Here is a 20,117-nt window from a genome sequence, read left to right as displayed (position 1 = left end):
TTGACGGAAATTCTGCGTGTCGTCTAGCGCTGCAAGGACATACTCAGGTTGAAACTGGTGGCGCCAGGTACGCACAGCGGAACTCAGGACTTCAGGCACCCGGCTGGCCTGGCCCTTGGCCTGGCCAAAATAAGCGCGGCAGATAGCGTTGCTGCTGTCAATGAGAAGAGCAGTCACGACTGGCCCCGCTGCAGCAGAAGCGTCATCCGCTCGGCCTGCGTGCCCACCAGTTGCGTCTCCTGCTCGACGGCCACACCGAACGGCACATTCGGCCAGACCACCGCGTCTGGAACACCGGCATAGCTTGCTCTGTCCTGAATCGCGTTAAGAAAGTCCACCAGACCCCTCAATAGCATCAAATCCGCACCAGACAGTGGGGCGCCGTCTAGCATCTGCAGAAGCAGGTATTTTTGAGCGTTCAGGTCAGCGTAGGTGGTCGCTGTCATGTGAGGGATGGGCACGTCGATCTGAGCATAGGCGGTTGCCAGGGCCGGGCCCAGCGCACTGCGCATCACAGTCGACGAGGTTAACGTCAGGTTCCTCGCCGCCGCGGCCAATTCCTCTGGACCCGGATGGCCCGCCACCTCGGCAATCAGCACAAAGCCCTGCTCCTGCACTTCCCGCTCCCACTGCCGAAATTGAGTCAGTGCAGCCAGATAGTCCGCACTGCTCCACCAGCGCCGCTGCCCTGAGGTTGAATCTGAAAGGTGCTGGCCAGTCACAACAAGAAATTGCATAGTTCCTCCTGGACGATCCGTCCATCGACCTGCACCCCCCGCTCCCCCCGACTCAGGGGGTGAGACGTTCTCACCTCTCTCCGCGGCGTTTCGTGGATCACGCCTGACAGAACAAGGCCGGCGAAAGAAAATGGCGCGCCTTGCGTCGCGTGGTTCTGCACCCACCCTGGAGCGGCCTTATGGATCTGATTGATCCTGGTCATGACTCCCTGAGAGGGCGCGCCTGATTGGCCGTGTTCGCCTCGTTCTGGGCCTCTCTGCCCCGGAGCCCCGCCGGAATGTGACTGTCCTGGGCGTCAACGAACAGCAGACTTCGTTTTGCGCGGGTATAGGCGACAAACAATACGGCGTGCTCAGCTTCCAGCGCGGCCTCAGTGCGCGCGCTGGGATGGGGCATCAGATCGGGCTCCAGAATGTAAACACGGTCGGCCTCTAACCCTTTCGCACGGTGAACAGAGCTGAGGGTCACGCTGTCTTTGCCACTCTGAAATAAAGCGCGAATCTGCTGGGTCAGTGCCCCCAGGGTGTCTGGTTTTCCCTCTTGAAGGATCACCAAGAGGGCCTTCACCCGGTCGTAGGCATTGGCCTCGCGCATGTCTGGATCGCGGCCCTGACGCTCGGCTTCAGCACGCAGCCGGGCCACATTGAAGGCGTGCAGGCTGGCCAGCTGGGTCTCGAAGGTGACGGCATGGAGGACCAGCGCGTCATCGGCCTGTTCACGGTGGCTGCGTTGGCCGTCCCAGGTCGCGGCGTCCCTCGCCAGTGCCACCAGGGATCTGGCCACGTCCCGGCCTTTGACGTGGCTGGGACGGCCAGCCTGGGCCAACCGAAAGCACCACCGCACCAGAGGGGCATTGACTCGGCAGAGCACCAGATCGCCTGGCTGGACCAGCGAGAGAAACTCCTCACCTGAGATATCGTCGAGTGTGCCCAGTCTGGCCCCAGGGGCCGCTTCAATGACAGACGTGTAAGGGCTGGCCAGGGCGACGTGGCGCTGAGGGCAGCGGTAGGTCACACTCAGCGGAAAGCGGGTGGCCTGAAACGTGTCGCCCAAGCGGCGGAGCGAGTGCCGATCTGAGCCACTGAACGAAAAGACGGCCTGGCTGGCATCCCCGACCGCGATCACCAGACTGCGCTCATCACACGCGGCCTGCACCACGGCCTGCTGACCCCGGCTCAGGTCCTGCGCCTCATCCACCAGCAGGAACCGGAACGGCTGTTTGAGCCGCCAACCGAAGAACCACGGCGCGTACACCTGGTCCAGAAAAGACACGATCCCCCGTTCCGCGACGTCCGACATGCCCCGCCGCACCACCTCCATGGTCAGTCCGTACAGGTCGTCCTCCATCCCCTGAACAGGCACGTCAAACTCGTCCATCGTTTGACACCAGCTCGCGCGGTCAATGCCCAGGGGCAGCAGGTGACTCATGGTGATGCGGACGCAGGCGTCCAGCCGTTCGTGCACCTGGGCCGCGACCTGCCGGCTGTACCGCCGGTTGCCGACCGCGTCGCGCAGCAGCACCTCGTATTTCTTGGGCTGAAAGTCGCAAGAGGGCAACTGTTCACGGCAGATCAGATACCCCAGGCTGTTGATGGTGCGAATCGTGACCTGCTGGGGCAGCCTCGTCTGCAGTTCTTTGACAATGTCTTTGGAGAAAGCGAGAAACAGGGCCCGACCTGTGCCGTCAAGCCATCCCAGTTCGATCAGCTGCTCTGCAATCATCTCGAGAAGTGAGGTTTTGCCCGAGCCGGCGGTGGCTTCAATCAACAGATTGCCGCACCGGGCCTCAATCGCATTCAAGATGGCCTGCTGCAGTGGACTGGGTGTCCGGCGGGCCCGAAGAGTGGTTTTGCCGCGCGACGTGAGAACGGTGGTCAGGTCTGCAAACAGTGGCGACATGGGTGGCGGTGATTTCTTCGGCATAGGCTCCCTCAAGGTGCGAAGACCCCCATATCTGGGGGTGACGCCGTCTATCAGCGGCGCTGGCACCCTGCTGCCGATCCTCCGGACGAACGGCGAACAGGGAGGAGGCAAAAACCCTTGAGGTCAGGTGCCAGGCCGCACGCCAGCAGCACTCCTGCCAGCAGCAAAGCCTGTGGTGCCCATTCCGAAAAAGGCGTGTCCATCAGCACGGCCAGCGGTATGAGCAGGGCAACAGGCAGAACGCTACAAGTCAGCAGTACAGTGCGCAGCACAGAGAACCAGAACATGCCGGGACGGTGAAGGCGCGTGGGTGCGGCGTGCAAGGCTGCACCAAACTGGCATAGCCCGCAGAATCTGGCATTCCACAAGCAGAAGGGCCGGCGCCTACTCAATCCGGTGCGGAACGAAAAAACTGCGGTTATCAGTGATCAGTCCGGCGCTTTCCCGGATGCCTATCCCAGGAGCCGCGTCCCCCACAACCCACGCGCCAAGCACTGGATACCGCACCTGCCCATCACTGGTGGGCATGCCAGGCAACGTAGCCAGACCCTGGTAGACCGGTTGGTCATCGGGATACTCACCGTCTGTGGACGCCAGGACCCTCCCGGACGCGTCAAAGAGGGTCACGTTCTGCCCCTCCCGGCTGACTCTGCTTTTCCGGGCCGATGGGCCACTGAGCGGTGTGTTAGAGGCAGGGAGCAGCAGTTCGTGCTCCGGAAACATCTCCCAGAGCGTCACGAGCAGCTGTTTATTGGACAGAATCATCTTCCACAGCGGCTCCAGCACGGTCGTCTGGGGCGGCAGATATGGAAGCAGCAGCGCACTTTTTTCCTCCCACATGAATTCGTAGGGGTGAAGCCAAAACAGGGCCGTGATGATCTCATCGTCCAGGTCCACCAGGGTGGTTCCGTCTTGGAGGCCCAGCTCTGCCAACGTCAAGAACGTGGTATGCAGGCCCGCTTGCACGGCCAGGTCCTGCAAATAGCGGGTAGTACCGACGTCTTCCTCTGCCTCGGGCGCGCAGGCAAAGTGCATCGCCGACAACCCCCGCTGCTCCCGCAAGTAAGTGAACTGCTCCAGCAGTGCCTCGTGAATGCGGTTGAACTGATCGTGACCCGGATAGGTCTCATTGAGCCAGCCCCACTGCACCACGGCCGCCTCATAGAGGCTGGTGGGCGTCTGGGCGTTGTATTCCAGAAGCTTGAGCTGCTCGCCGTCATAGGCGTAGTCAAAGCGGCCATACAGGGTCGGCGCGTCCACTTCCCAGCTGCGCATGATCGGGCCATGAAGATACTCGGGGATGCCGTAGCGCTGAAAGTCCAGTCGCCTGATCACCTCGTCAACTGCGCTGAAGGTCATCTCGATCAGCGTTCGGGTGGCGGTCTCAATCCGGTCGATTTCAGCCGTCGTGAAGAGATAATGCGCGTCTTCGACCCAGTATCCGGCATGCCAGGTGAAGTTCAGGGCTTGATGGCTTGCTTGGGCGTGTGGCCGCGGCTGGTGACTGACGCGGCGCATCAGGACGCCCCACTGCGCGCGGCCGAGCCAAAGAGGCCGCGAACAGCCGTTGACGGCGTGGCGGCTGTTCGTGATGGGGCCGTCACGGCTGACGGCATCCGCACGGCGGCGGCGTTGATGGTGTGGGCCTCTAACCGTGCCGAGGTGCTGGCGGCGGCCATCGCGGCGGTCAGAGGGTACGCTGTTTTCCCAACGGTGGTGGAGCTGCCGCTGGAGTATGGGTAGTAGTATCCGCCGTAAAAAATGGGCGAGTAGAAGACCCCACCACTGGACCGGCACGCCTCGCCCCAGACATTGTGGCACTGGTCGGGCGTCTGGTAGACCGCGCGCTGGGCCGTAACATTGAGAGGCGTCCAGCGCTCACCGTAGTCGTCCCAGGTGTAGGCCGACCGTACATAGGGGGTGCGGGTGCCGGCCGTCGATTCCAGTTGCGGCGCGAAAAATGGCGTGACCAGAATGCCGCTGGGGAGCACGCCGACTGTGTCCGGCGCTGCGGCTGTCAGTGGGCTGACCTTGCCGTCGCCGTAGTAATAGTTAAACCGCACCGGCTGATCGGGCTTGTCTTGCGTGAAGTAGGGTCCGGCGACCCCGTTCTTACCGGACAGGCAGCTTGTCAGGCCAGCGCGGCCGCTTTTGCCCCAGTCACCTTCACAGGCCGCCAGCGAGGGGTAGAGGGCCCGAACTTTGCCGGTCACCACGGGTTGGGCGGTCGTGCCGCTGTCCACGCCGGTAAAGCTGTAATACTCAAAGGCCAGCTGAGGATGGTGTTCGAGCTTCACGGCGCCTACGGCCAGGCTATGAAACGTCTTGGAGCCGTCGACCTGTGGGCCGCTGAAATCCCGGGCGGTGCTGGCATCGTCCTGCGTCGCGGACGGGATGACGCGCAGCACCGAACCTGTCCGCCTCATGTAAGGGCCCTTGACCCCCCCGTCCGTCGTGCAGAGCGCCGGATCTTTGCCCCAGTCCAACTGACAGTCGGCCAACGAGGCGTACTGCAGGCGGTCTACACTGCCACGTTCTGCGCCGAACATTGAGCTCAGGGCGCTGAGCGCGCCAGGTTCATAGGTGGGATCCACGGTGCCCTGGCTGAGTTCACCTGACGCGCTGTCCGCGCAGGCCACCAGACTGACGCTGGTCATGAGGCTCAGGGTGATGCTGCTGGTCAGACGTTTCATAGGGCTCCTCAAGAGCGGCGGCCGCTCGGCGCGAGATGGCCCTGAGTGTTTTGGCGCTAGGGTTCGGAACACAAGGCGCAGCACCTGAAGGGACCAGGCCTAGTGCAGCGCTGCAGGGTCGCGGGGGGCCACATCCGCTGGCCAGTGGCCTTCTCCCTCTGTGATAAATGTCAGATGCAGGCGTTGCGCCAGCGTGGCCGCCGCTGCGCGTTGCGCCTGGGACGGGGTCGCCCCGCGCGCATGCCACCAGTGCGCCTGAGCGAGGAAGTTCACGTGCGCGTGAATGTGGCGGTGCCACGCCGGTAGCCGCAGCTGGTCCCGGTACATCTGAGCAGGTTGGCCTGAGGGCACGGTCAGCCAACGTCGACTGAGCCTGGGCGCCGGCGAGTCCGGATCCTCAAGCAGCAGTGACCGAATCAGGTGATTCACGCTGGTATACATGTGCGCACCGCTCTCTACTCGGCCCGCCAGCACCAGAAGTTCGTCCGGCTCTGACACCCGAATCAGACGCAGCGGCGCGCCGGAACGCTCTTCCACATTCCGGCACTCCTCGCGCAGCACGTCCAGCAGCGCCGAACCAAAGGGCACGGCCGTGTGTCCGGCGAGACTCTCGCCCGTTGCGGCATGGTGCGTGTCCTGCACCAGCATGGAAAGGAGGTGCACATTTGGGTCACTCACCGCGCATCCCCTTTCCAGAGCTGCCGGTGGCGTCAGGAACGGTCAAGGAACAGATCATGGGCCGCGCACACCCCGCCCAGTTCACGAGCGGGGTGACGCCCTTCCTGTGTCGTCAGGCCGTTGCCAGCTCGAAGGCCAGGAGAAGCCGGGGGTCAAATTGACAGCCGCCGCGCGCCAGAACGTAAGCCCGGGCGTCTGGGCGGGACCAACCGGCACGGTAGGGGCGGTCACTGACCAACGCGTCGAAGGTGTCCGCGATCGCGATAATCCGGGCTCCGAGGGGAATGGCCTCCCCTCGAAGGCCCAGTGGGTACCCGCACCCCCCCCACTGCTCGTGGTGGTGCAGCACGTAGGCTTTGACGGTGTCGGAGACCCCCAGGAGCGTCTGGGCCATCACCGCGCCGCAGGTCGCGTGGCTTTCCATACACTGGCGCTCTTCCTGGGTCAGCGGCCGCGGCAACTGGACGAGGTGATGCAGTTCAGCTTTGCCCAGATCATGAAGACAGGCCGCCAGGTAAAGGTCGTGGGGCTGAACGGGCTCACCGAACACCGCGGCAATCCGGAGACTCAGGTCGGCCACGCGAACCGCGTGACCCGCGTCGGCCAGAGGGTCAAAGGCCCTGAGTTGGGCAATTGGTTCCCCCGCCAGTTGGTTACGAAGGGCCGCGTGCATCACAGAACCTCGGTCATGAGCGACACGGTGTGGATGCACTGGTCCTGTCTGGATGAGAGCGCTCATCGGCGCGGCGGCAACGGGCCATATTTCGAGCCGTCTTGGTCACGAAGCACGGACAGCACGAAACCCCCGCGATTTTTGAGGTTCGTTCGCTGACGCGCCAGCTGATCGGCAAAGGCCAGTCGTCGCCAGAACAGCGCGTCGTCGGGCTGGACGGCCGCTTCTCTGGCCGCTGTGCGCGGGTGAATGCCACGCTGCGTCAAGGCGGCGATCCGCCGCTCCAGAAGGGGATCGGCGAACAAAGACGGCTGCGTCATGACCTGAGCCTGCCTGGCCAGGACGGACACCGTCAATGGCTGGAGGCAAGGTCCACCTCCTGTTCCACCGTCGTCACGTTGCCAGCTAAATCAGTGGCGGTCACGATCACGGTGGTCTGTCCAGTGGCTCCGGCAGCACGCAACTGCGCGAGGGTGACACGCGCCACGCCAGCGGTGACGGTGCCCGCTGGACGGATGCTCAGGCGGCTTACACCTGACCCTGCGGCGCCATCGGCAAGCAGGGGGTCGGCAACCAGAAAGACCAGGGCGTCGTCCGTCACCGTGCCGTCCTCATGGGTGATTGGGCCCGCCAGCGGCGCACCGCTGGGCCGGTCTGCCGTGATGGTGGGGGCTACATAATCGGTGCTGAAGGGCCCGCCCAACACCTCGGTGCTGCCGTCAATGCGATTGCCCAGGCGGTCTTGGAGATAGGTTCCGTGCAGCGAATACTCACTCGCCTCGGGGAGGTGGTCTGTGGTGGTCAGGCCGTCACGCACCGGAAGACTCCCCCGCCAAGCCGAGAGGTTCACGGGCGCCATCCCGACGCCATCATCTTCAAACCGGGCCTGAAACGTCACCCCCCGTCGCAGCGCCATACCGGCCGTGAAAGGCACTGGCGCTTCACCAGGCCGCGTGACGGTCACGCCCCCCTCGGCTCGGGGCGGAGCGAAGTCCAGGTTGACGCTGAGGCTCAGTGGGGACACCACTCCGCCACTGTCGACCTCAGCGGTCACGGTGACTGGCGTGCCCGTTAGCACCTGCCGGTTCGTTTTGGAGGCCGGAATCGTGGCGCCGCCGTCTGCCCCTAGGGTCAGCTCCCCCCGGCTGAGGTGCCAGCGCACAGTGGCTGCCTTGGGCAAATTCAGCACTGTCAGCTCCAGGTCCTCGCCGCCCCAGTAGGTGAGGGTCCCGGCGGTCTGGTGCGGGCCACTAAGCCTCAGCGCCATCTGAGGGGCCCCGGCTGATGCCCCAGGCGTGTCAGGGCCCCCAGGCAGTGGGAACGTGCCCTTACAGGCGGCCAGGAGCAGCGGAAGAGTGCAGAGGAGAGGTGACCCGTACCGTGTCATGCCGCCCATGATGTGCGGCGCGAGAGTTTGGTGACGCCCTACGCGGTCCTGCGGCGCAGCGCTGTGAGGGTGGCTTTCAAGGTGGCGGCGAGCGAGCTCAAATCCAGACAGGGCACCGCACTCCCAAAGGCCTGACGCCAGGCCGCCTGGGCGTCCACCCCGTCGCCAATCAGCACCGGAATGAAGCGCACGCCCCGCTCACGCCCTGCATGCACCAGCGTCTGGCACTGCGCGTAATCGGCGTCACTCAACTCGCCGTCGCAGATGACGGCCACCACATGCACCTCGTCGGGCCTCACCGGCGCCGACCCCAGCACCGCCGCCAGGCCGGGCTGCAGTCGCGTGCCGCCCTGCGCGGTGAGGCCCGCGATCCGGCGGCTGGCCGTCTCGAAGTCGGTGCCCACCGGCACGACCTCGGCGAAGGTGGCATTGAAGGCCGTCACGCGGGTGCGGCTGCCGGTCAGGTGGGCCGCGCGCGTGACGAGGAGGGCCCCCTGCGCCGCGCAGGCCAGCGGCTCACCGGCCATGCTGGTGCTCACATCGAGCAGCAGGTCCAGGAAGATCGGCTGCGGCCGGGTCGGCTCCGTTTTGCGTGCAAAGGCGCGCTCGGCGCCCTGGACATGCCGGTCATAGCGGAAACGGCCCCGCGAGCGGTGGGCGGTGGTGTGCCCAGCCCGCTCAGCGGGCCGCAGCAGCGGGGCCAGCTGCCGCGCGTGGCCCTCGACCCCGGCGGCCAGCAGATCACTGGCGGTGTCCACGTTCGGGGCCGGAATGATGGGACAGCTGTCTGATCCAGCCCCCAGTTGACGCCTCAGGACCTCCAGCTGGGCCTGCAGCTCGGCGTCCGCTTCAGGGTCCGGCGTGGTCCCGTCCTGCGCGGCCGCACCCGCACCCGTGGCACTCACCTGTCCGGCCCAGCTCTCCGGCACCGCCACCTTGTCCCCTTCGTCCGCCGAGTCACCCGAGGCTGGCCCGGTGGCCGCTTCATCACCCCCGGTCTCAGGTGTCTCCTGCCCACCTGCCGTGCCCGCCGCCTCTAACGCTTCGCTGGAGCCAGGCGACTGCTCTTCTGCGTCCGGCGAACCTGTGTCCGCGCCAGAAGGAGAGGCCTGATCCCCACGCACCAGCCCTAGGATCTGCTGGGCGATCCAGGTCACCTGGTCACTATCCCGCGCTTGCCACGCGGCTTCGACCAGGGGGCGCACGTCGGCCCAGAGCTCTGCCTGGGCTGGGTCTACCTGCCAGCGGGGATATACACGGTCATGCTCCCAGCGCCAGAAGAGGCACCCCTCAAGCGCGGTACCCTCAAACTTGGCCTGGGCCCCCGCACTGACCACGTCGCCCAGGAAGGTAAAAGCATGGCGCAGGCGCAGTTCGGGATAGGCCTCGACCATGAGGCGCTCCATGCGTTCATCCTCCAGCGCGTTCCAGAGTTCGCCCAGGGTCCCGCTCGGCTTGGCACCGGAGAAGCGCACGTGCCCGGCTTCGTGGGCCGCGAACCCCACCAGGAAGAGGCTGCGGCGCAGGTCCTCGCCCACGGGATCGAAGCGCACCCCGGGCGGCACATCCGGCAAAGACGCCGTGATGTAGACCAGGCGGCGCTCGGGGGCCACCCAGGCCAACCCTTCGCCGGGTTTGAGCAGCAGGGTGTAGCTGAGTTTGCCGCTGCAGTACCGGAAAACGTTGAGCACGGCCTGGCGGATATGACGCTGAAGGTGCCAGGGTTGGGTGGCGCGGGCGGCAGGCAGGGTGAGCATGCTGGGCCCACACCCCACAGCCCTCCGGGGCTGTGGGTGACGTTCCTGAGGCCACAGGACGCCGAACCCCACGTTCAAAGCAGCACCCACACAGCCTACATGCCCGGTGCGACGTCCTGTGTTGGGCCCCGCGCCGTTCGGCCTGGGCTAAACGCCTTCCCTTTAGACCGTGGCCAGCACCCAGTGAAGCCAGCTGACAAACCAGGGTACGGCCAGCAGACCGTTGCTCGTCATGTGGGCCAGCATGGCAGCGCGCAGGCCGTAGCGGCCGGCGGCAAACAGAAAGATGCCGCCGCCCAGCAGTTGGGGGACCGTCAACAGCGCGACCCTGGGGTCACTGGGCAGCGCGACATAGTTGTCGAGGTGCATGACGGCGAACGCCAACGTGGTGACGACGGCGGCCACGATCCACAGGGCCCGCGGCACCGGGCGGCCCCTGACGTGGCACACCAGAACCGGCGCCGTGACCAGGAGGCTGAGCAGGTAGCACACCCCCGCAACGGACCATCCGCTCAGCAGATGCCCCGCACCGAAGAAGAAACTGGCGAACCCTATCAGGATCAGCAGCACCGTGGCCACGGTGCTCTCAACGACGCGGCGCCGACCGGGCGCGCTCGCCGCCGCGAGCAGCGGCATTAAGCTGGCAGAAAACGCGGCTCGGTATGCACTTTCCTCCATCAACGGCGCGATGACGATGGACTCGAACCGTTGCCAGCTCAGCGGAAGTTGGCTGGCTTCGCGTTTGAACGCCTCGGCGCCCGTCACCTCTCGCAGCCACGGCTCCACCACCTCGAAGTGGATCCAGGCTTCAACCGTCAGGCTCACCATCACCAGCAGCGCCAGGAGCCCGGCACCCCGCACGGTGAGGCGAGAGGGCGGCAGAGGCCAGCGGAGCAGCACAGGCTCGGTCACGGCAGGATTCGAGGACTTCATTCTGCAATGAATGTAACACATTGTGCTGTATTCTGCTTTTAACGTATTTTTTGAACTTGATCAACACGTCTCGGAGGCGGCGCTCGTCGGCGCGTTGCCCCGTCCGGCCACGGCATACTTAGGGGGCATGGCAGACGTTCGGATGTTCTACGCGCTGGCTGAGGGCGGCACCCTCGCCCGGGCCACGACCGCGCCCAAAGGCCCGGACCATCCGTACACCTGCCTGGACTGCGGCACCCGGGTCAAGCTGCGCCGCGGTCCGAAGCGGGCGCCGCACTTCAGCCACTATGACGTGACCACCTGTACCGGCGAGGGCGTGATCCACCACGCCGCCAAACTGGAACTGGCCCGGGCGCTGCGTGAACGCGAGCACCCGATGATGCTGCATATTCCCTGTTCCTGGCCAGGCTGCACAGAGGCTGTGGTGTTCGCCTTTGACGGCCCCGCTGGACCGCACACCGAAGTGGTGACGGAATACGCCCTCCGCGTGGGGGACGTGACCTACCGCCTCGACGTGGCCACCCTGCTGCACGGCGCCTTTCAGGGTGGCTACGAGGTCTATCACCACCACCGGGTGCCGGAGGACAAGCGGCGCAGCGGCCTGAGTAACTGGGTAGAGGTGCACGCCGAACCCCTGCTGGACAACCCCTACGCCCTGTACATGGTCCGGGACGCGCCGCCCATCAACCCGGTGATCGAGGCGTTCGTCCACGATCTGGACCTGGCCGCCCAAGTGCATCCCCTGGACGTCTACCACTACCGCGCGCAGGGCTCGGGCAAGTGGGTGCACGAGGAATGGCACAGCGGGGAGGTCTACGTCGACACTTACGACCGGTACACCTGCCCCGCGCACGAGGGGGTCAGCGACCGCCTGCTGGGCGCGGCGTACGCCGTTCATTTTCCCAAGGTCGTCGAGCCGGCCCGCCCCTCTGCCTTTGAGGCCACCCTGGAGCGCCAGCGGCGAACGGCAGACTTCGCCGCGGCGTTCTATCAGGCCCGGCAGGTTCCGGGCCACGCCCTCCTGGGCCTGCACGTGAAGGCCTGCCGCTGCCCCGGGCGGGAGTGCCGCGCCCCAGGCGTCTTCGTCATGAGCACGTTCGCCCCCGAGTGGCGGGCCTTCGGGCCTCTGGCACGGCTCAGCCGGGACCGGCAGCATCTCCTGAATTTCTGCGGGGCGTGCGGCGCCTACGCCGACCGGAAGCTCCTGGGCTTTGAGGATGGAGTCTCGCTGGTGGGGGATCTGGTGGCAGCGCGGCTGAGTGAACTGGTTGGGAGCTAGGACAGGTTGGTCCCCCCGATCAGCGCCAGCCACGCGGCCACCGGCGGCAAAAACTGAAGACCGTTGCCAGCGGCGTGGACCAGCATGGCGGCGCGCAGGCCGAACCGCTGCGTCACTGCCAAAAAGAGAAGGCCGCTGATCAGCTGCGGCACAACCAGCAGCGTCACCAGGGGATGGTGGGGCAGGGCTTCGTAATTGGCCAGGTGGGCCAGTGCGAAGGCGACGGTGGTCAGGAGGCCAAACCCCCACGTCACGGTGCTGGGGATGGCCTGACCCCGCCCAATGAACGCCAGGGCCGTGCCCGTGGCCGCTATCCCCACCAACATCAGACCCGCCTGAAACAGGGTGTCGCCGACGTTGATGACGGCGTACCCCAGCGGCACCAGCAGGAGAATGACGAGCAGCACCGTGGCCATTCCACCCCGCAGCCTGGCCTGCCAGCCTGGATCCTGACCGCGGGCGGCGGCCACCAAAGGCACCAGGCTCGCGGAAAAGGCGCTGCGGAAGACCAGCTCTTCCAGCACCGGTGCTTCCACCACACGCGCGGCCCACCCGCCACTCTCCAGGCCAACGAAGGGGGGCACAGCTCCCAACTCGGCCCGCAGCGCGGAGAGCACCAGGTGGTGGTGGATCCAGACCTCGGCCGTCAGGAGGGCCACCAGCAGGCCCAGGAGGCCGGCCAACTGCCACCAGGTCAGCCGAAACGGTTGGAGGAGCCGAACAGGAGGGGTGACCGTGAGGGAGGCCCGCATGTTGCACTGACCGTAACACGCCCCTTTCACTGGCGACATTCAGGGGAGGGGATGTCAGCCAGATAAACCATGAGCGGAGAGTCCCCAAGCCTTGAGCGCAGGCTGAGGGTAAGGTTTCCCCCATGAAACAGACCCTGGCTGTTCACCAGGGCCAAGGGAGGGGATGAAGCGGGGTCTCAGTGGCGAGCGCGGCGCCGAACAAGGGCGGGAAGCAGCGCCGTGAGGACGGAGACAGCGGCGGCCGCCAACATCAGCAGGGCGGCGCCCCGCAAGGTGCCCTCCCCCACCACAGCCAGACCGACCAGAGAGACCAGTTGAACGCTGGCCAGTGCGAGCATCACCCGTTCCGGATAGCGCCAGTTCGGCACCCACGAGAAGTCCACCGCGTCTTTCGGAAACGCCGCACTGAACATGGTAAGGAGCACCAGCAGCCCCAGCAGATCGTCCAGGCCTGATTGCCCCTGCAACGCCTGGGCTCCACTTTCCCACATCATCCAGACCATCAGGGGCGCGGCGGCTACGCGCACGGCCATCCGAATCATGGACATCACGAGACCCAGCAGCACCAGACCGACCGGGCGTGACTGGGCGGCCACGGCCGCTTTGACATACCCCAGAGCGTGGAACAGCCGGCGAAAGCCTGGCGGCACCCGCTCCAGATTGGCCAGCCACTCCGCCTCGCGGCGCTCCCGGCGCCTGGGCAGCTGCCGCGCCAGGGCGCGGATCAGCCACTCGGCTACGGGCGTCGAGAATTCCTGGGCCAGCATAAGGAGTAGGGGAAGGCCCAGGCTCAGTAGCCACTCGGCGACAGTTACCTTAAACATGGTGCACCTCCGGCGTGCCGAACAGGGCGGCGCGTTCGGCCTGGAAGGCCTGAATCCCTTCGGCTGTCAAGCGGTAGAGAAACCGGGGTCGGCGGCCAGCAGGCTCTTTCTCCCAGTCGCCGGTCAGGAACCCCAGGTCTTCGAGCTTGTCGAGAATCGGGTACAGGGTGCCGTTGCCCAGACCGCTCGCCTGGCCCAGGCTGACCCCATAGTGCTCCCCGTCCAGGTCGTCGTACAGCACTTTCATGACCTTGAGGGCATTCTTGTTGATCTGGATTCCTCTGGGCATGAGTCTATTTTCGACTATAAGTCTATTTTCGACTGTGCATAAATCACCATACCGGTATGCCTTCAAGGAACCTCGGGACAGGGGCTGCCTCTTCCGCGGCTCTGGGGGCGGCTCCGCTTGGCTTAGCGCTGCTCAAAGTACCTGTGGCAGCCGTTCCCGCCCGCGCCTGCTCGACCTCACACCGACCTCTACCGTCCGTAGCCAGGTCAACAGTGGTCTGGTTGACCCGACACTTGAACCAGGTGGTCTGACCAGGATCAGCACGGCCTGTGCCTACAACAGACGAATGGCTGCCGGTTTGGCCGGGCGGCTCTCCCCCACGACCTCTGTGTCCTGCACCACCCGAAAGGACACGGTCCTCGGGCTCTGGATGGGTTCAATCAGACCGGCGTCGGCCAAACGAAGGGCGATGCGCCGCATCCCGTTGCGGTCCGCCCCCTGCTGGTTGCGCTGCCAAGCGGCCAGCGGCTGCTCTGGTGCAGCGGCTTCGTGAACCCACGCCTGGAGGTCTCGCAGGGTGTAGGTTCCCGTCAGGGCCGCGCGGTCACGGGTGATTCGCGCCGTCGCCAGCGGCAAAAAGCGTTTCAGGCTCATAAGGTCTCCTCCACCAGGACGTAGCCGCTGCTTCTCGGCCGGAAGCGGTCCAGTCGAATGCGGCGCGGCGTGCCATTGCGGTAGCGCCGGTCTTCGGCCACGGAGAGCCTTCCCTGCCGGTCCACCACATAACACTCGGCATACGCCCCGTCCAACGCGAATACCTTGAGAAAACGCTCCCCCCAAGGATTGCCGGCCTGACGCCGGGGGTCATTGTCCTGCCAGAGCTGACCCACCTTCACCAGGCTGGGAGACGGGGCGGCACTCATGTGGATGAGCCCGCATGCACCGTGAAATACCGGTCCAGCAGCGCCGCGCAGCCCAGAACCTTGTGTTCATGCTTGGGGGCGCAGCTGCGCAGATGCGCCAGCACCAGGTTGAACGCGGCCTGCCCCTGTGCCTGGGTCATCTCGAACCGGCAGCGCAGAATAAAGCGGCGCTGGGCCTGCTGGGGATCGAAAAACAGCGCCTCGACATACTGCACCGCAGGATGTGACCCGTTCAGCCCGGCTGGCCACGCCGCCGGCGGCGGCAGGGCTCTGGTCGTTCCAAACGCCAGTTCCACGTCGGTCACCGCCGGGATCTCCGGTGGCAGGGTCGGCGCGGGTGTCATCTGCCCTGCGCCTGCTGCGTGATGAACGCCAGGGCCTTGGTGTACGCCTGTTCGGGGTGGGCCACGGGTGCCGTGAAGCGCCGAACGATTTTGCTCTTTTTCGTGCCGTTGCCCTGGTTCTTGGCGACCCACTGGAACACGCCGATGCTGAAGGTCTCAAACTCCTCCGGCGGCGTGCTGTGGGCGGGATCAAAGTCGCCGTACCAGTCCCACGTTCCGGCGGGCTGCGGCGCGCCGGTCCCTCGGCGAAAGGTGGGCGTTCCGTCTGTCGTCATGGGGCCTCCTCAATGCATTGTGTCGGTCAAAGACCAAGCCGTCTATGTCTGGGGCGCGGGGGGCGCCGCGTGTCTGCGCCGCCACCGCCACAGTCCCCCATCCAGGGCCAGCAGGAGCATCAGACTGCCCAGGGCCACGCCCCACGCCCCGGGCAGGCCGCTCACCTGCCCGGTGACGCCGATCACCACGGCGCACAGCGCCAGATGCACCGTGCCCAGCCGGTGAAGGCGACGGTCGGTCACCCCGAAGGCATGCCGGACCAGGATCTGCGCGGCCACCACCGGGACCAGAAACACCGACGCCTCCCGCAGCGCCGGCACAGCACTTAGGCCCAGGGCCACCAGGGTCAGGCCGCCGCACAGCTGGACCTGCTGAACGGCCGAGAGCGGCAGGGGGCCCAGCGCTGCCCCGGCGCCCGCCGGCCTAGCCATGCCCGGTCATCCACTGCAGCGCCCGGACCGTCAGAGCCGACAGGTGAAGGCTGGCCACGGCCAGGCTCAGCCAAAACAAGACCCGCCAGCGCAACTGGGACGTCAGGATCATGGCGCGCGGCACCGTCAGCGCCACCATCAGGCTGCTGAGGGTCACGGCCACTGGGAGAAGGCGCCTCAGCCCAGCCGACAGCCACGGGGCCGGATCCGGGGTCATCAGAGGTCCGGCGCTCGTCCAAAGGGCCGTGATCAACCACAGGAACAGCAGCAGGAGGGTGGTGAGGCGAGCGGCGCGCTCAGGGGGCGTGACGTCGGTCTGTCCTGGGGTCATGCATGGGCCCCCAGCGGCGTACCGGGCACCTGAACCCAGCCCGCCACAGGCCGGAGGCCGGTGCCGCGCCAGGCCACGGCGCCCGCGTGCAGCCGGGCCGGGCCTTCGGCCTCCCCCCGGTGCCGGGCCAGGGCGTAGGCACTCAGGTGCAGGGCCACCGCCCGGAGCGGCACCAGGGCGTCCACCTGGGCCAGGAGGCGCGCTGCGGCGGTGTCCGGCGCCCCCTGGTGCGCCTGCATCCAGGCCTGGAAGACCGGGGTGACGTGCCCCGCGTCCAGGGCCAGCGTCCGGGCGACCGGGGCCACCGGCTGAATCAGGGCAAAGGTGGGGGCCTTCAGGGTCACCGCCAGGTCATCCCGCGCAAAACTGGCCTGCAACTCCAGGCCGCGCGCTTCGCGCGTTACCTCGTCGATCAGGACCGCGCGGGTGGCCAGGACGAGCAGCGCGGCGTGAATCTCGGCCTGGCGCACGCCGGCCTGGGCCAGCTCGGCGGCCAGCTTGGCACTCCCCTGCCGGAGGGCATGCATGTGGAGGGCGGTCAACTCGGGAACAGGGGTTATCAGGGTCATGGGGCTCCAGAAGGGCTCAGTGTCGGACCAAGGCACCTGATCCGCTGCCCGGGACGGTGAAGGCGCGAGACGGCGAAGCGCAAGTCGGCCGCACGTCTTCGACCCCTCACGCCGCGGGCAGCACTTCTTCGGCGATGCGCTTGAGCAGGCCCGCCCGACTGGCCTCTTCGATCAGGCCGCGCGCGTCCCGGGGGCAGCAGTGCGGCACCGCCGTGACGAACGCCGCTTCCAGCACCGCGTCTCTCAGGCTCAGGCCGTCCTCGACACAGGCGCGGGCTTCCTTGAGGAGCGCAATCGTCTTGCGGGCGTCCATCGGGCGCACCAGCAGCCCCTCCGCGTCCGCCGCAATGGCGTAGGTGAGGTCTTCGAGTTCATAGCCCAGCTGCGCCAGCCGCGCGTCACCCGCCACCGCCTCGTAGATCGGCATCACCGTCTCCACGTCGGGGCGGTCGTAATCGATCACCAGATCGATGCGGGACAGCAGCGCTGAATCCAGGGTCTGGGCGGTCTGGAGGTGGTCTTCGCCCATGTTGGTGGTCAGCGCCCAGACGAGGTGCGGCTTGGGGCAGAAGATCGCCTCGCCGGTCGGCAGGTCCAGCATGTAGTAGCGTGCGCCCGGGTCCGGCAGGGTGGCCTGCAGGAAGGCCGGGCGCTCTGCGTCGGCGAGCTGGTCGAGCGCGGGCGCCAGGACCGCGCGGGCGTCCTCGTAACTCAGCTCGTCCATCGCCCCCACCAATACCTGCAGGTGCTCGGCGTGATAGCGCAGGATCTCGTCGATCTGCAGCACAGTGGGGCGCGACTTGGCCAGCACGAAGGCGCGGGCCAGGGGTCCGTCCACCCACTCGGGGCCATTCACCCCGGGGGTGATGGCGCCGATAAAGTCGCGGTCCTCGATACCGGGGGCGCCGCGCATCTTCACGACGGCCGCGCCGGTTTCCAGGACCAGACGCTTCACGGTCTCGGTCTTGAAGGTGCCGGGCGGGCCCACCAGCAGCGCCGCGCCGCCCCGGCGGGTCAGGCGGCGCAGCCGGGCCAGGGGGCTGCTCGCAGCGGCCGTGGGTGTCTCCCGCGTGCCGAGCAGCTGCTTCATCAAGGCTGAGGGCGGTACGGGCTGCAACCCAGAGAGGTTGACGGCACCTTTCGTGATCTCACTGGCGTCCAGCTTCGCTTTGAGTTCGTAGTACGCATGATCCGACAGTCGCAGCAGGGCTTCGCGCACGCTGACGTCCGCGGACGGGAGGGGCTTGAGGGCGGCAATGGCCACAGGGGCGCCCGTCAGGCCCGCCAGGGTGCGCAGGGCCGCCAGGGTCTCCGGGTGCTGCCCCAGCACCACGGCCTCGGTCAGGGCCAGGACCCAGGGGGCCGAGGCGCTGTCGAGGCTGTCGCCGCTCCACAGGCGGCCCGCGCCCATATCCGTGCTGGCCACGGTTTTCAGGCCACCCGCCTTCCCACTGGAGGGAAAGCGGATCCGCAGGGTGCGGCCGCTCTGCTCCACCTGCACCTGACCGGTCAGGAGCATGGCGGCGGCATACCCAATGCCGGGCCCGTAGTACCGCTGGCTCCCCGAAGGGCCACGGGGGCTGACCAGGTGCGTGGGCACCTGCTGGCGGCGAATCAGGCCCAGGAAAAAATCCTCGTTCTTGTTGAAAGCGGCGCTCAAGTTGATGGTCATGCTGTGCCAGAACCCCGCGCCCGCGCGGGGTGAAGCCTCCTCCTGAGGCGGCATGCTCTACGCTGGGCGGGTGATCTCCCCTGTGTCGCTGCACTTCGAGCCGCCAGAACCGCCCGGCGAGCGCGACTGGCCCCCTTACGTGCGGTTGACGTATGGCGCGTACCTGCACGTCTACACCTCCGCGCCGTTGACCACCGAGCCGCCGTATCCAGAAGAACACCTGGGACGGCTGATTCGGCTCGGGTATCACGTCCTGGGCCTGCTGACAGAGCAGACCGGTCGCCTGTCGGATGAAGCGGTCCTGGCCGTCGCCGTCCTCAAGGATCTTGAAGAGGAGCGGCAAGTTCGGCCAGCGGGCAGCGAGGTGGCCACGCTGCTGGAGGAGATCCAGGCCTTGCTGGTGGCGCGACTGCGCACCCTTAGCCTGCCCACCGGGGCCGGGCTGTACAGCGCGGCGGACGCGGCGGCGGTCGTGGCCCGGTGGGCCGAGGAAGCCGAAACGGTCTACACGGAGACCGCGCGCCTGATGCAGGCGTACTTGGAAGAGGTGCGGGGCATCATGGCGATGCGCAGCGTGACCCTGGTGCGCCGGGCCCACACCGTGGTGGAGCAATCGCCCAGCGAGGTCCACCAGGCCGCCATCTCGCAGGTGCAGGCCCTGCTGGAGCGCCTGGAACGGGGTGAGCTCAAGGTCACCGAAGTGCAGATGGTCGAGCGGGGCCGCTTTCAAGAGATCACCCTGAAGGGCTGGCGGGATGAGGCCACCACACCGCACGTCTCTCCAGAAACAGTTGGTCCGGAGTGCATCTGAGCGCGACCGGCTGGAGCGGCGCTACTCATCCACCAGGGGCGTGATGCCCGGCGAGACCAGACACTGACGGGCTGGCGGGAGACTCTGCCTCTTGCCGCGCCTGTTCCGCCCGGATGGTCTCGGCCAGCGCATCTGCAGGCACGTCGAATGCCGCCCAATGGTTGCGGAAGCAACGCTGATGGCGGGACCCTGCCGCCGCCCGGTCTGGTTCCAGATACCAGCGGATGCCCACCCCGTTCTCGCTGACCGCAGTGGGAGAGGCCCCGGTGCCCACGGCCACTGCGGCGCCCACCGCGCTGCCAGCGGGCCTGGTGTGGAGGTATGCGTCCCCGCTCACCCCAGGCCCAGCTGGATTGAATGTGACCGTGCCGGCCCATCCCAGATGCTTCAAGACCCGCTTCAGGTACCGCGTGGCGTCCTGCCGCAGGGCCGCCTTGGCCGCTTCATTGAAGTGGAAGCCCCGGTCCGCGTCGGTGTAATACCCGAGCAGGACCTCACCGGACTGGCTCCGCTGCACACGGGCCTGCCAGGTCTGGGCCCGGCGGCGCCACTGGGTCTGGTTTGCGAGCCCCGCAAAGCGCCCGGTCTGGTCGTCTGGCGTCAACAGCTTGAGCAGGTGAGCACTGGGCCGTGCAGCGTCTGGATTGTGCCGCTCAGAGAGGGGGTCGTACACCACCAGGTGCTCACCCCCTGGCAGCGGCTCGGAAAGCAGCGCATACGGCACCACAGAGGCGCTGACCCGGCCCCCAGGATGCCCACAGACCACATAGGCTTCCCGTTCGGCCAGCTCTAGATGAACCAGGATGAACCCCGCTTTCAGGTGCCGCCTGAGATGGGCTTTCAGGGTGTCCTGCAGCGAATGATCGGCGGGATGAACCAACAGATGCGGCATGG

General features: G+C 66.5%; 25 protein-coding genes. 2 read left to right on the top strand and 23 right to left on the bottom strand.

Features of this window, described 5'->3' with window-relative positions; genetic code table 11:
• Positions 1 to 173 precede the first annotated feature (173 nt).
• The 11 genes from K7W41_RS20445 to K7W41_RS23760 form a co-directional block, all read right to left on the bottom strand.
• Positions 174 to 737, bottom strand: a complete 564-nt coding sequence (locus tag K7W41_RS20445; RefSeq protein WP_224612165.1) for a hypothetical protein — start codon at positions 735 to 737, stop codon at positions 174 to 176.
• Positions 738 to 936: 199 nt separating this feature from the next.
• Entirely contained in the window at positions 937 to 2,661 is a 1,725-nt protein-coding gene (locus K7W41_RS20440; protein WP_224612163.1) for a UvrD-helicase domain-containing protein, read from the bottom strand.
• A 50-nt stretch (positions 2,662 to 2,711) separates the two neighbouring features.
• Complete coding sequence (locus K7W41_RS20435) at positions 2,712 to 2,948, bottom strand: hypothetical protein (protein WP_224612161.1); 237 nt, start codon at positions 2,946 to 2,948, stop codon at positions 2,712 to 2,714.
• 97 nt (positions 2,949 to 3,045) lie between these two features.
• Complete coding sequence (locus K7W41_RS20430) at positions 3,046 to 4,179, bottom strand: glutathionylspermidine synthase family protein (RefSeq protein ID WP_224612159.1); 1,134 nt, start codon at positions 4,177 to 4,179, stop codon at positions 3,046 to 3,048.
• Entirely contained in the window at positions 4,179 to 5,354 is a 1,176-nt protein-coding gene (locus tag K7W41_RS20425; RefSeq protein ID WP_224612157.1) for a hypothetical protein, read from the bottom strand. Before K7W41_RS20425 ends, K7W41_RS20430 begins: the two co-directional genes overlap by 1 nt.
• Before the next feature lie 99 nt (positions 5,355 to 5,453).
• The gene (locus K7W41_RS20420) at positions 5,454 to 6,032 is read right to left on the bottom strand and encodes a hypothetical protein (protein WP_224612155.1); all 579 of its coding nucleotides are present in this window, start codon (positions 6,030 to 6,032) and stop codon (positions 5,454 to 5,456) included.
• A gap of 112 nt (positions 6,033 to 6,144) precedes the next feature.
• Complete coding sequence (locus tag K7W41_RS20415; RefSeq protein WP_224612153.1) at positions 6,145 to 6,705, bottom strand: HD-GYP domain-containing protein; 561 nt, start codon at positions 6,703 to 6,705, stop codon at positions 6,145 to 6,147.
• A gap of 62 nt (positions 6,706 to 6,767) precedes the next feature.
• Positions 6,768 to 7,025 carry a hypothetical protein gene (locus tag K7W41_RS20410; protein WP_224612150.1) on the bottom strand — a complete coding sequence of 86 codons (258 nt, stop codon included), beginning with the start codon at positions 7,023 to 7,025 and terminating at the stop codon, positions 6,768 to 6,770.
• Positions 7,026 to 7,057: 32 nt separating this feature from the next.
• Positions 7,058 to 7,972, bottom strand: coding sequence for a hypothetical protein (locus K7W41_RS20405; RefSeq protein WP_224612149.1), 915 nt, complete (start codon positions 7,970 to 7,972; stop codon positions 7,058 to 7,060).
• A gap of 158 nt (positions 7,973 to 8,130) precedes the next feature.
• Positions 8,131 to 9,849, bottom strand: coding sequence for a VWA domain-containing protein (locus K7W41_RS20400; RefSeq protein WP_224612147.1), 1,719 nt, complete (start codon positions 9,847 to 9,849; stop codon positions 8,131 to 8,133).
• Positions 9,850 to 10,011: 162 nt separating this feature from the next.
• Complete coding sequence (locus K7W41_RS23760) at positions 10,012 to 10,761, bottom strand: CPBP family glutamic-type intramembrane protease (RefSeq protein ID WP_224612145.1); 750 nt, start codon at positions 10,759 to 10,761, stop codon at positions 10,012 to 10,014.
• 148 nt (positions 10,762 to 10,909) lie between these two features.
• Between K7W41_RS23760 and K7W41_RS20390 the strand changes: the two genes are divergently transcribed.
• A complete protein-coding gene (locus tag K7W41_RS20390; protein ID WP_224612140.1) occupies positions 10,910 to 12,061 on the top strand; it encodes a competence protein CoiA family protein in 1,152 nt (383 codons plus the stop codon).
• Here K7W41_RS20390 and K7W41_RS20385 read toward each other — a convergent pair.
• The 11 genes from K7W41_RS20385 to K7W41_RS20335 all read right to left on the bottom strand — a co-directional run bounded on the left by K7W41_RS20385 (position 12,058) and on the right by K7W41_RS20335 (position 18,412).
• On the bottom strand, positions 12,058 to 12,813 hold the full coding sequence (locus tag K7W41_RS20385) for a hypothetical protein (protein WP_224612139.1): 756 nt from the start codon (positions 12,811 to 12,813) through the stop codon (positions 12,058 to 12,060). The genes K7W41_RS20390 and K7W41_RS20385 overlap by 4 nt on opposite strands.
• 176 nt (positions 12,814 to 12,989) lie before the next feature.
• Positions 12,990 to 13,637, bottom strand: a complete 648-nt coding sequence (locus K7W41_RS20380) for a hypothetical protein (protein ID WP_224612138.1) — start codon at positions 13,635 to 13,637, stop codon at positions 12,990 to 12,992.
• Positions 13,630 to 13,926: a PadR family transcriptional regulator gene (locus tag K7W41_RS20375; RefSeq protein WP_224612136.1), complete on the bottom strand. Its 297-nt coding sequence runs from the start codon at positions 13,924 to 13,926 to the stop codon at positions 13,630 to 13,632. The genes K7W41_RS20380 and K7W41_RS20375 overlap by 8 nt, the downstream gene beginning before the upstream one ends.
• Before the next feature lie 273 nt (positions 13,927 to 14,199).
• A complete protein-coding gene (locus K7W41_RS20370) occupies positions 14,200 to 14,520 on the bottom strand; it encodes a hypothetical protein (protein WP_224612134.1) in 321 nt (106 codons plus the stop codon).
• On the bottom strand, positions 14,517 to 14,789 hold the full coding sequence (locus K7W41_RS20365) for a hypothetical protein (RefSeq protein WP_224612132.1): 273 nt from the start codon (positions 14,787 to 14,789) through the stop codon (positions 14,517 to 14,519). Before K7W41_RS20365 ends, K7W41_RS20370 begins: the two co-directional genes overlap by 4 nt.
• Entirely contained in the window at positions 14,786 to 15,133 is a 348-nt protein-coding gene (locus K7W41_RS20360; protein WP_224612130.1) for a hypothetical protein, read from the bottom strand. The genes K7W41_RS20365 and K7W41_RS20360 overlap by 4 nt, the downstream gene beginning before the upstream one ends.
• Positions 15,130 to 15,408: a hypothetical protein gene (locus tag K7W41_RS20355; RefSeq protein WP_224612129.1), complete on the bottom strand. Its 279-nt coding sequence runs from the start codon at positions 15,406 to 15,408 to the stop codon at positions 15,130 to 15,132. The genes K7W41_RS20360 and K7W41_RS20355 overlap by 4 nt, the downstream gene beginning before the upstream one ends.
• Before the next feature lie 42 nt (positions 15,409 to 15,450).
• Positions 15,451 to 15,840, bottom strand: coding sequence for a hypothetical protein (locus K7W41_RS20350; RefSeq protein WP_224612128.1), 390 nt, complete (start codon positions 15,838 to 15,840; stop codon positions 15,451 to 15,453).
• Positions 15,833 to 16,171 carry a hypothetical protein gene (locus tag K7W41_RS20345; RefSeq protein WP_224612127.1) on the bottom strand — a complete coding sequence of 113 codons (339 nt, stop codon included), beginning with the start codon at positions 16,169 to 16,171 and terminating at the stop codon, positions 15,833 to 15,835. The genes K7W41_RS20350 and K7W41_RS20345 overlap by 8 nt, the downstream gene beginning before the upstream one ends.
• Complete coding sequence (locus K7W41_RS20340) at positions 16,168 to 16,740, bottom strand: hypothetical protein (protein ID WP_224612125.1); 573 nt, start codon at positions 16,738 to 16,740, stop codon at positions 16,168 to 16,170. Before K7W41_RS20340 ends, K7W41_RS20345 begins: the two co-directional genes overlap by 4 nt.
• Positions 16,741 to 16,846: 106 nt before the next feature.
• Entirely contained in the window at positions 16,847 to 18,412 is a 1,566-nt protein-coding gene (locus tag K7W41_RS20335) for an AAA family ATPase (RefSeq protein WP_224612123.1), read from the bottom strand.
• Positions 18,413 to 18,482: 70 nt separating this feature from the next.
• On the opposite strand from K7W41_RS20335, the gene K7W41_RS20330 reads away from it, so the two are divergent.
• Positions 18,483 to 19,223, top strand: coding sequence for a hypothetical protein (locus K7W41_RS20330; RefSeq protein WP_224612122.1), 741 nt, complete (start codon positions 18,483 to 18,485; stop codon positions 19,221 to 19,223).
• 25 nt (positions 19,224 to 19,248) lie between these two features.
• Here K7W41_RS20330 and K7W41_RS20325 read toward each other — a convergent pair whose 3' ends face one another.
• Positions 19,249 to 20,115 (bottom strand): hypothetical protein, encoded by an 867-nt coding sequence (locus K7W41_RS20325; protein ID WP_224612121.1) that lies wholly within the window; start codon positions 20,113 to 20,115, stop codon positions 19,249 to 19,251.
• Positions 20,116 to 20,117: the final 2 nt, after the last annotated feature.

The organism is Deinococcus multiflagellatus, from assembly GCF_020166415.1.
GTDB lineage: Bacteria > Deinococcota > Deinococci > Deinococcales > Deinococcaceae > Deinococcus > Deinococcus multiflagellatus.
The sequence above is the reverse complement of the archived record's forward strand: the minus strand, read 5'-3'. Positions and strand labels throughout refer to the sequence as shown.

What these genes read in the sequence shown, in the direction of transcription:
- K7W41_RS20445 (WP_224612165.1), bottom strand. Translation starts at nt 737, where the DNA reads ATGCAATTTCTTGTTGTGACTGGCCAGCACCTTTCAGATTCAACCTCA.
- K7W41_RS20440 (WP_224612163.1), bottom strand. Translation starts at nt 2,661, where the DNA reads ATGCCGAAGAAATCACCGCCACCCATGTCGCCACTGTTTGCAGACCTG.
- K7W41_RS20435 (WP_224612161.1), bottom strand. Translation starts at nt 2,948, where the DNA reads ATGTTCTGGTTCTCTGTGCTGCGCACTGTACTGCTGACTTGTAGCGTT.
- K7W41_RS20430 (WP_224612159.1), bottom strand. Translation starts at nt 4,179, where the DNA reads ATGCGCCGCGTCAGTCACCAGCCGCGGCCACACGCCCAAGCAAGCCAT.
- K7W41_RS20425 (WP_224612157.1), bottom strand. Translation starts at nt 5,354, where the DNA reads ATGAAACGTCTGACCAGCAGCATCACCCTGAGCCTCATGACCAGCGTC.
- K7W41_RS20415 (WP_224612153.1), bottom strand. Translation starts at nt 6,705, where the DNA reads ATGCACGCGGCCCTTCGTAACCAACTGGCGGGGGAACCAATTGCCCAA.
- K7W41_RS20410 (WP_224612150.1), bottom strand. Translation starts at nt 7,025, where the DNA reads ATGACGCAGCCGTCTTTGTTCGCCGATCCCCTTCTGGAGCGGCGGATC.
- K7W41_RS20405 (WP_224612149.1), bottom strand. Translation starts at nt 7,972, where the DNA reads ATGGCGCTGAGGCTTAGTGGCCCGCACCAGACCGCCGGGACCCTCACC.
- K7W41_RS20400 (WP_224612147.1), bottom strand. Translation starts at nt 9,849, where the DNA reads ATGCTCACCCTGCCTGCCGCCCGCGCCACCCAACCCTGGCACCTTCAG.
- K7W41_RS20390 (WP_224612140.1), top strand. Translation starts at nt 10,910, where the DNA reads ATGGCAGACGTTCGGATGTTCTACGCGCTGGCTGAGGGCGGCACCCTC.
- K7W41_RS20385 (WP_224612139.1), bottom strand. Translation starts at nt 12,813, where the DNA reads ATGCGGGCCTCCCTCACGGTCACCCCTCCTGTTCGGCTCCTCCAACCG.
- K7W41_RS20380 (WP_224612138.1), bottom strand. Translation starts at nt 13,637, where the DNA reads ATGTTTAAGGTAACTGTCGCCGAGTGGCTACTGAGCCTGGGCCTTCCC.
- K7W41_RS20375 (WP_224612136.1), bottom strand. Translation starts at nt 13,926, where the DNA reads ATGCCCAGAGGAATCCAGATCAACAAGAATGCCCTCAAGGTCATGAAA.
- K7W41_RS20370 (WP_224612134.1), bottom strand. Translation starts at nt 14,520, where the DNA reads ATGAGCCTGAAACGCTTTTTGCCGCTGGCGACGGCGCGAATCACCCGT.
- K7W41_RS20365 (WP_224612132.1), bottom strand. Translation starts at nt 14,789, where the DNA reads ATGAGTGCCGCCCCGTCTCCCAGCCTGGTGAAGGTGGGTCAGCTCTGG.
- K7W41_RS20360 (WP_224612130.1), bottom strand. Translation starts at nt 15,133, where the DNA reads ATGACACCCGCGCCGACCCTGCCACCGGAGATCCCGGCGGTGACCGAC.
- K7W41_RS20355 (WP_224612129.1), bottom strand. Translation starts at nt 15,408, where the DNA reads ATGACGACAGACGGAACGCCCACCTTTCGCCGAGGGACCGGCGCGCCG.
- K7W41_RS20350 (WP_224612128.1), bottom strand. Translation starts at nt 15,840, where the DNA reads ATGGCTAGGCCGGCGGGCGCCGGGGCAGCGCTGGGCCCCCTGCCGCTC.
- K7W41_RS20345 (WP_224612127.1), bottom strand. Translation starts at nt 16,171, where the DNA reads ATGACCCCAGGACAGACCGACGTCACGCCCCCTGAGCGCGCCGCTCGC.
- K7W41_RS20340 (WP_224612125.1), bottom strand. Translation starts at nt 16,740, where the DNA reads ATGACCCTGATAACCCCTGTTCCCGAGTTGACCGCCCTCCACATGCAT.
- K7W41_RS20335 (WP_224612123.1), bottom strand. Translation starts at nt 18,412, where the DNA reads ATGACCATCAACTTGAGCGCCGCTTTCAACAAGAACGAGGATTTTTTC.
- K7W41_RS20325 (WP_224612121.1), bottom strand. Translation starts at nt 20,115, where the DNA reads ATGCCGCATCTGTTGGTTCATCCCGCCGATCATTCGCTGCAGGACACC.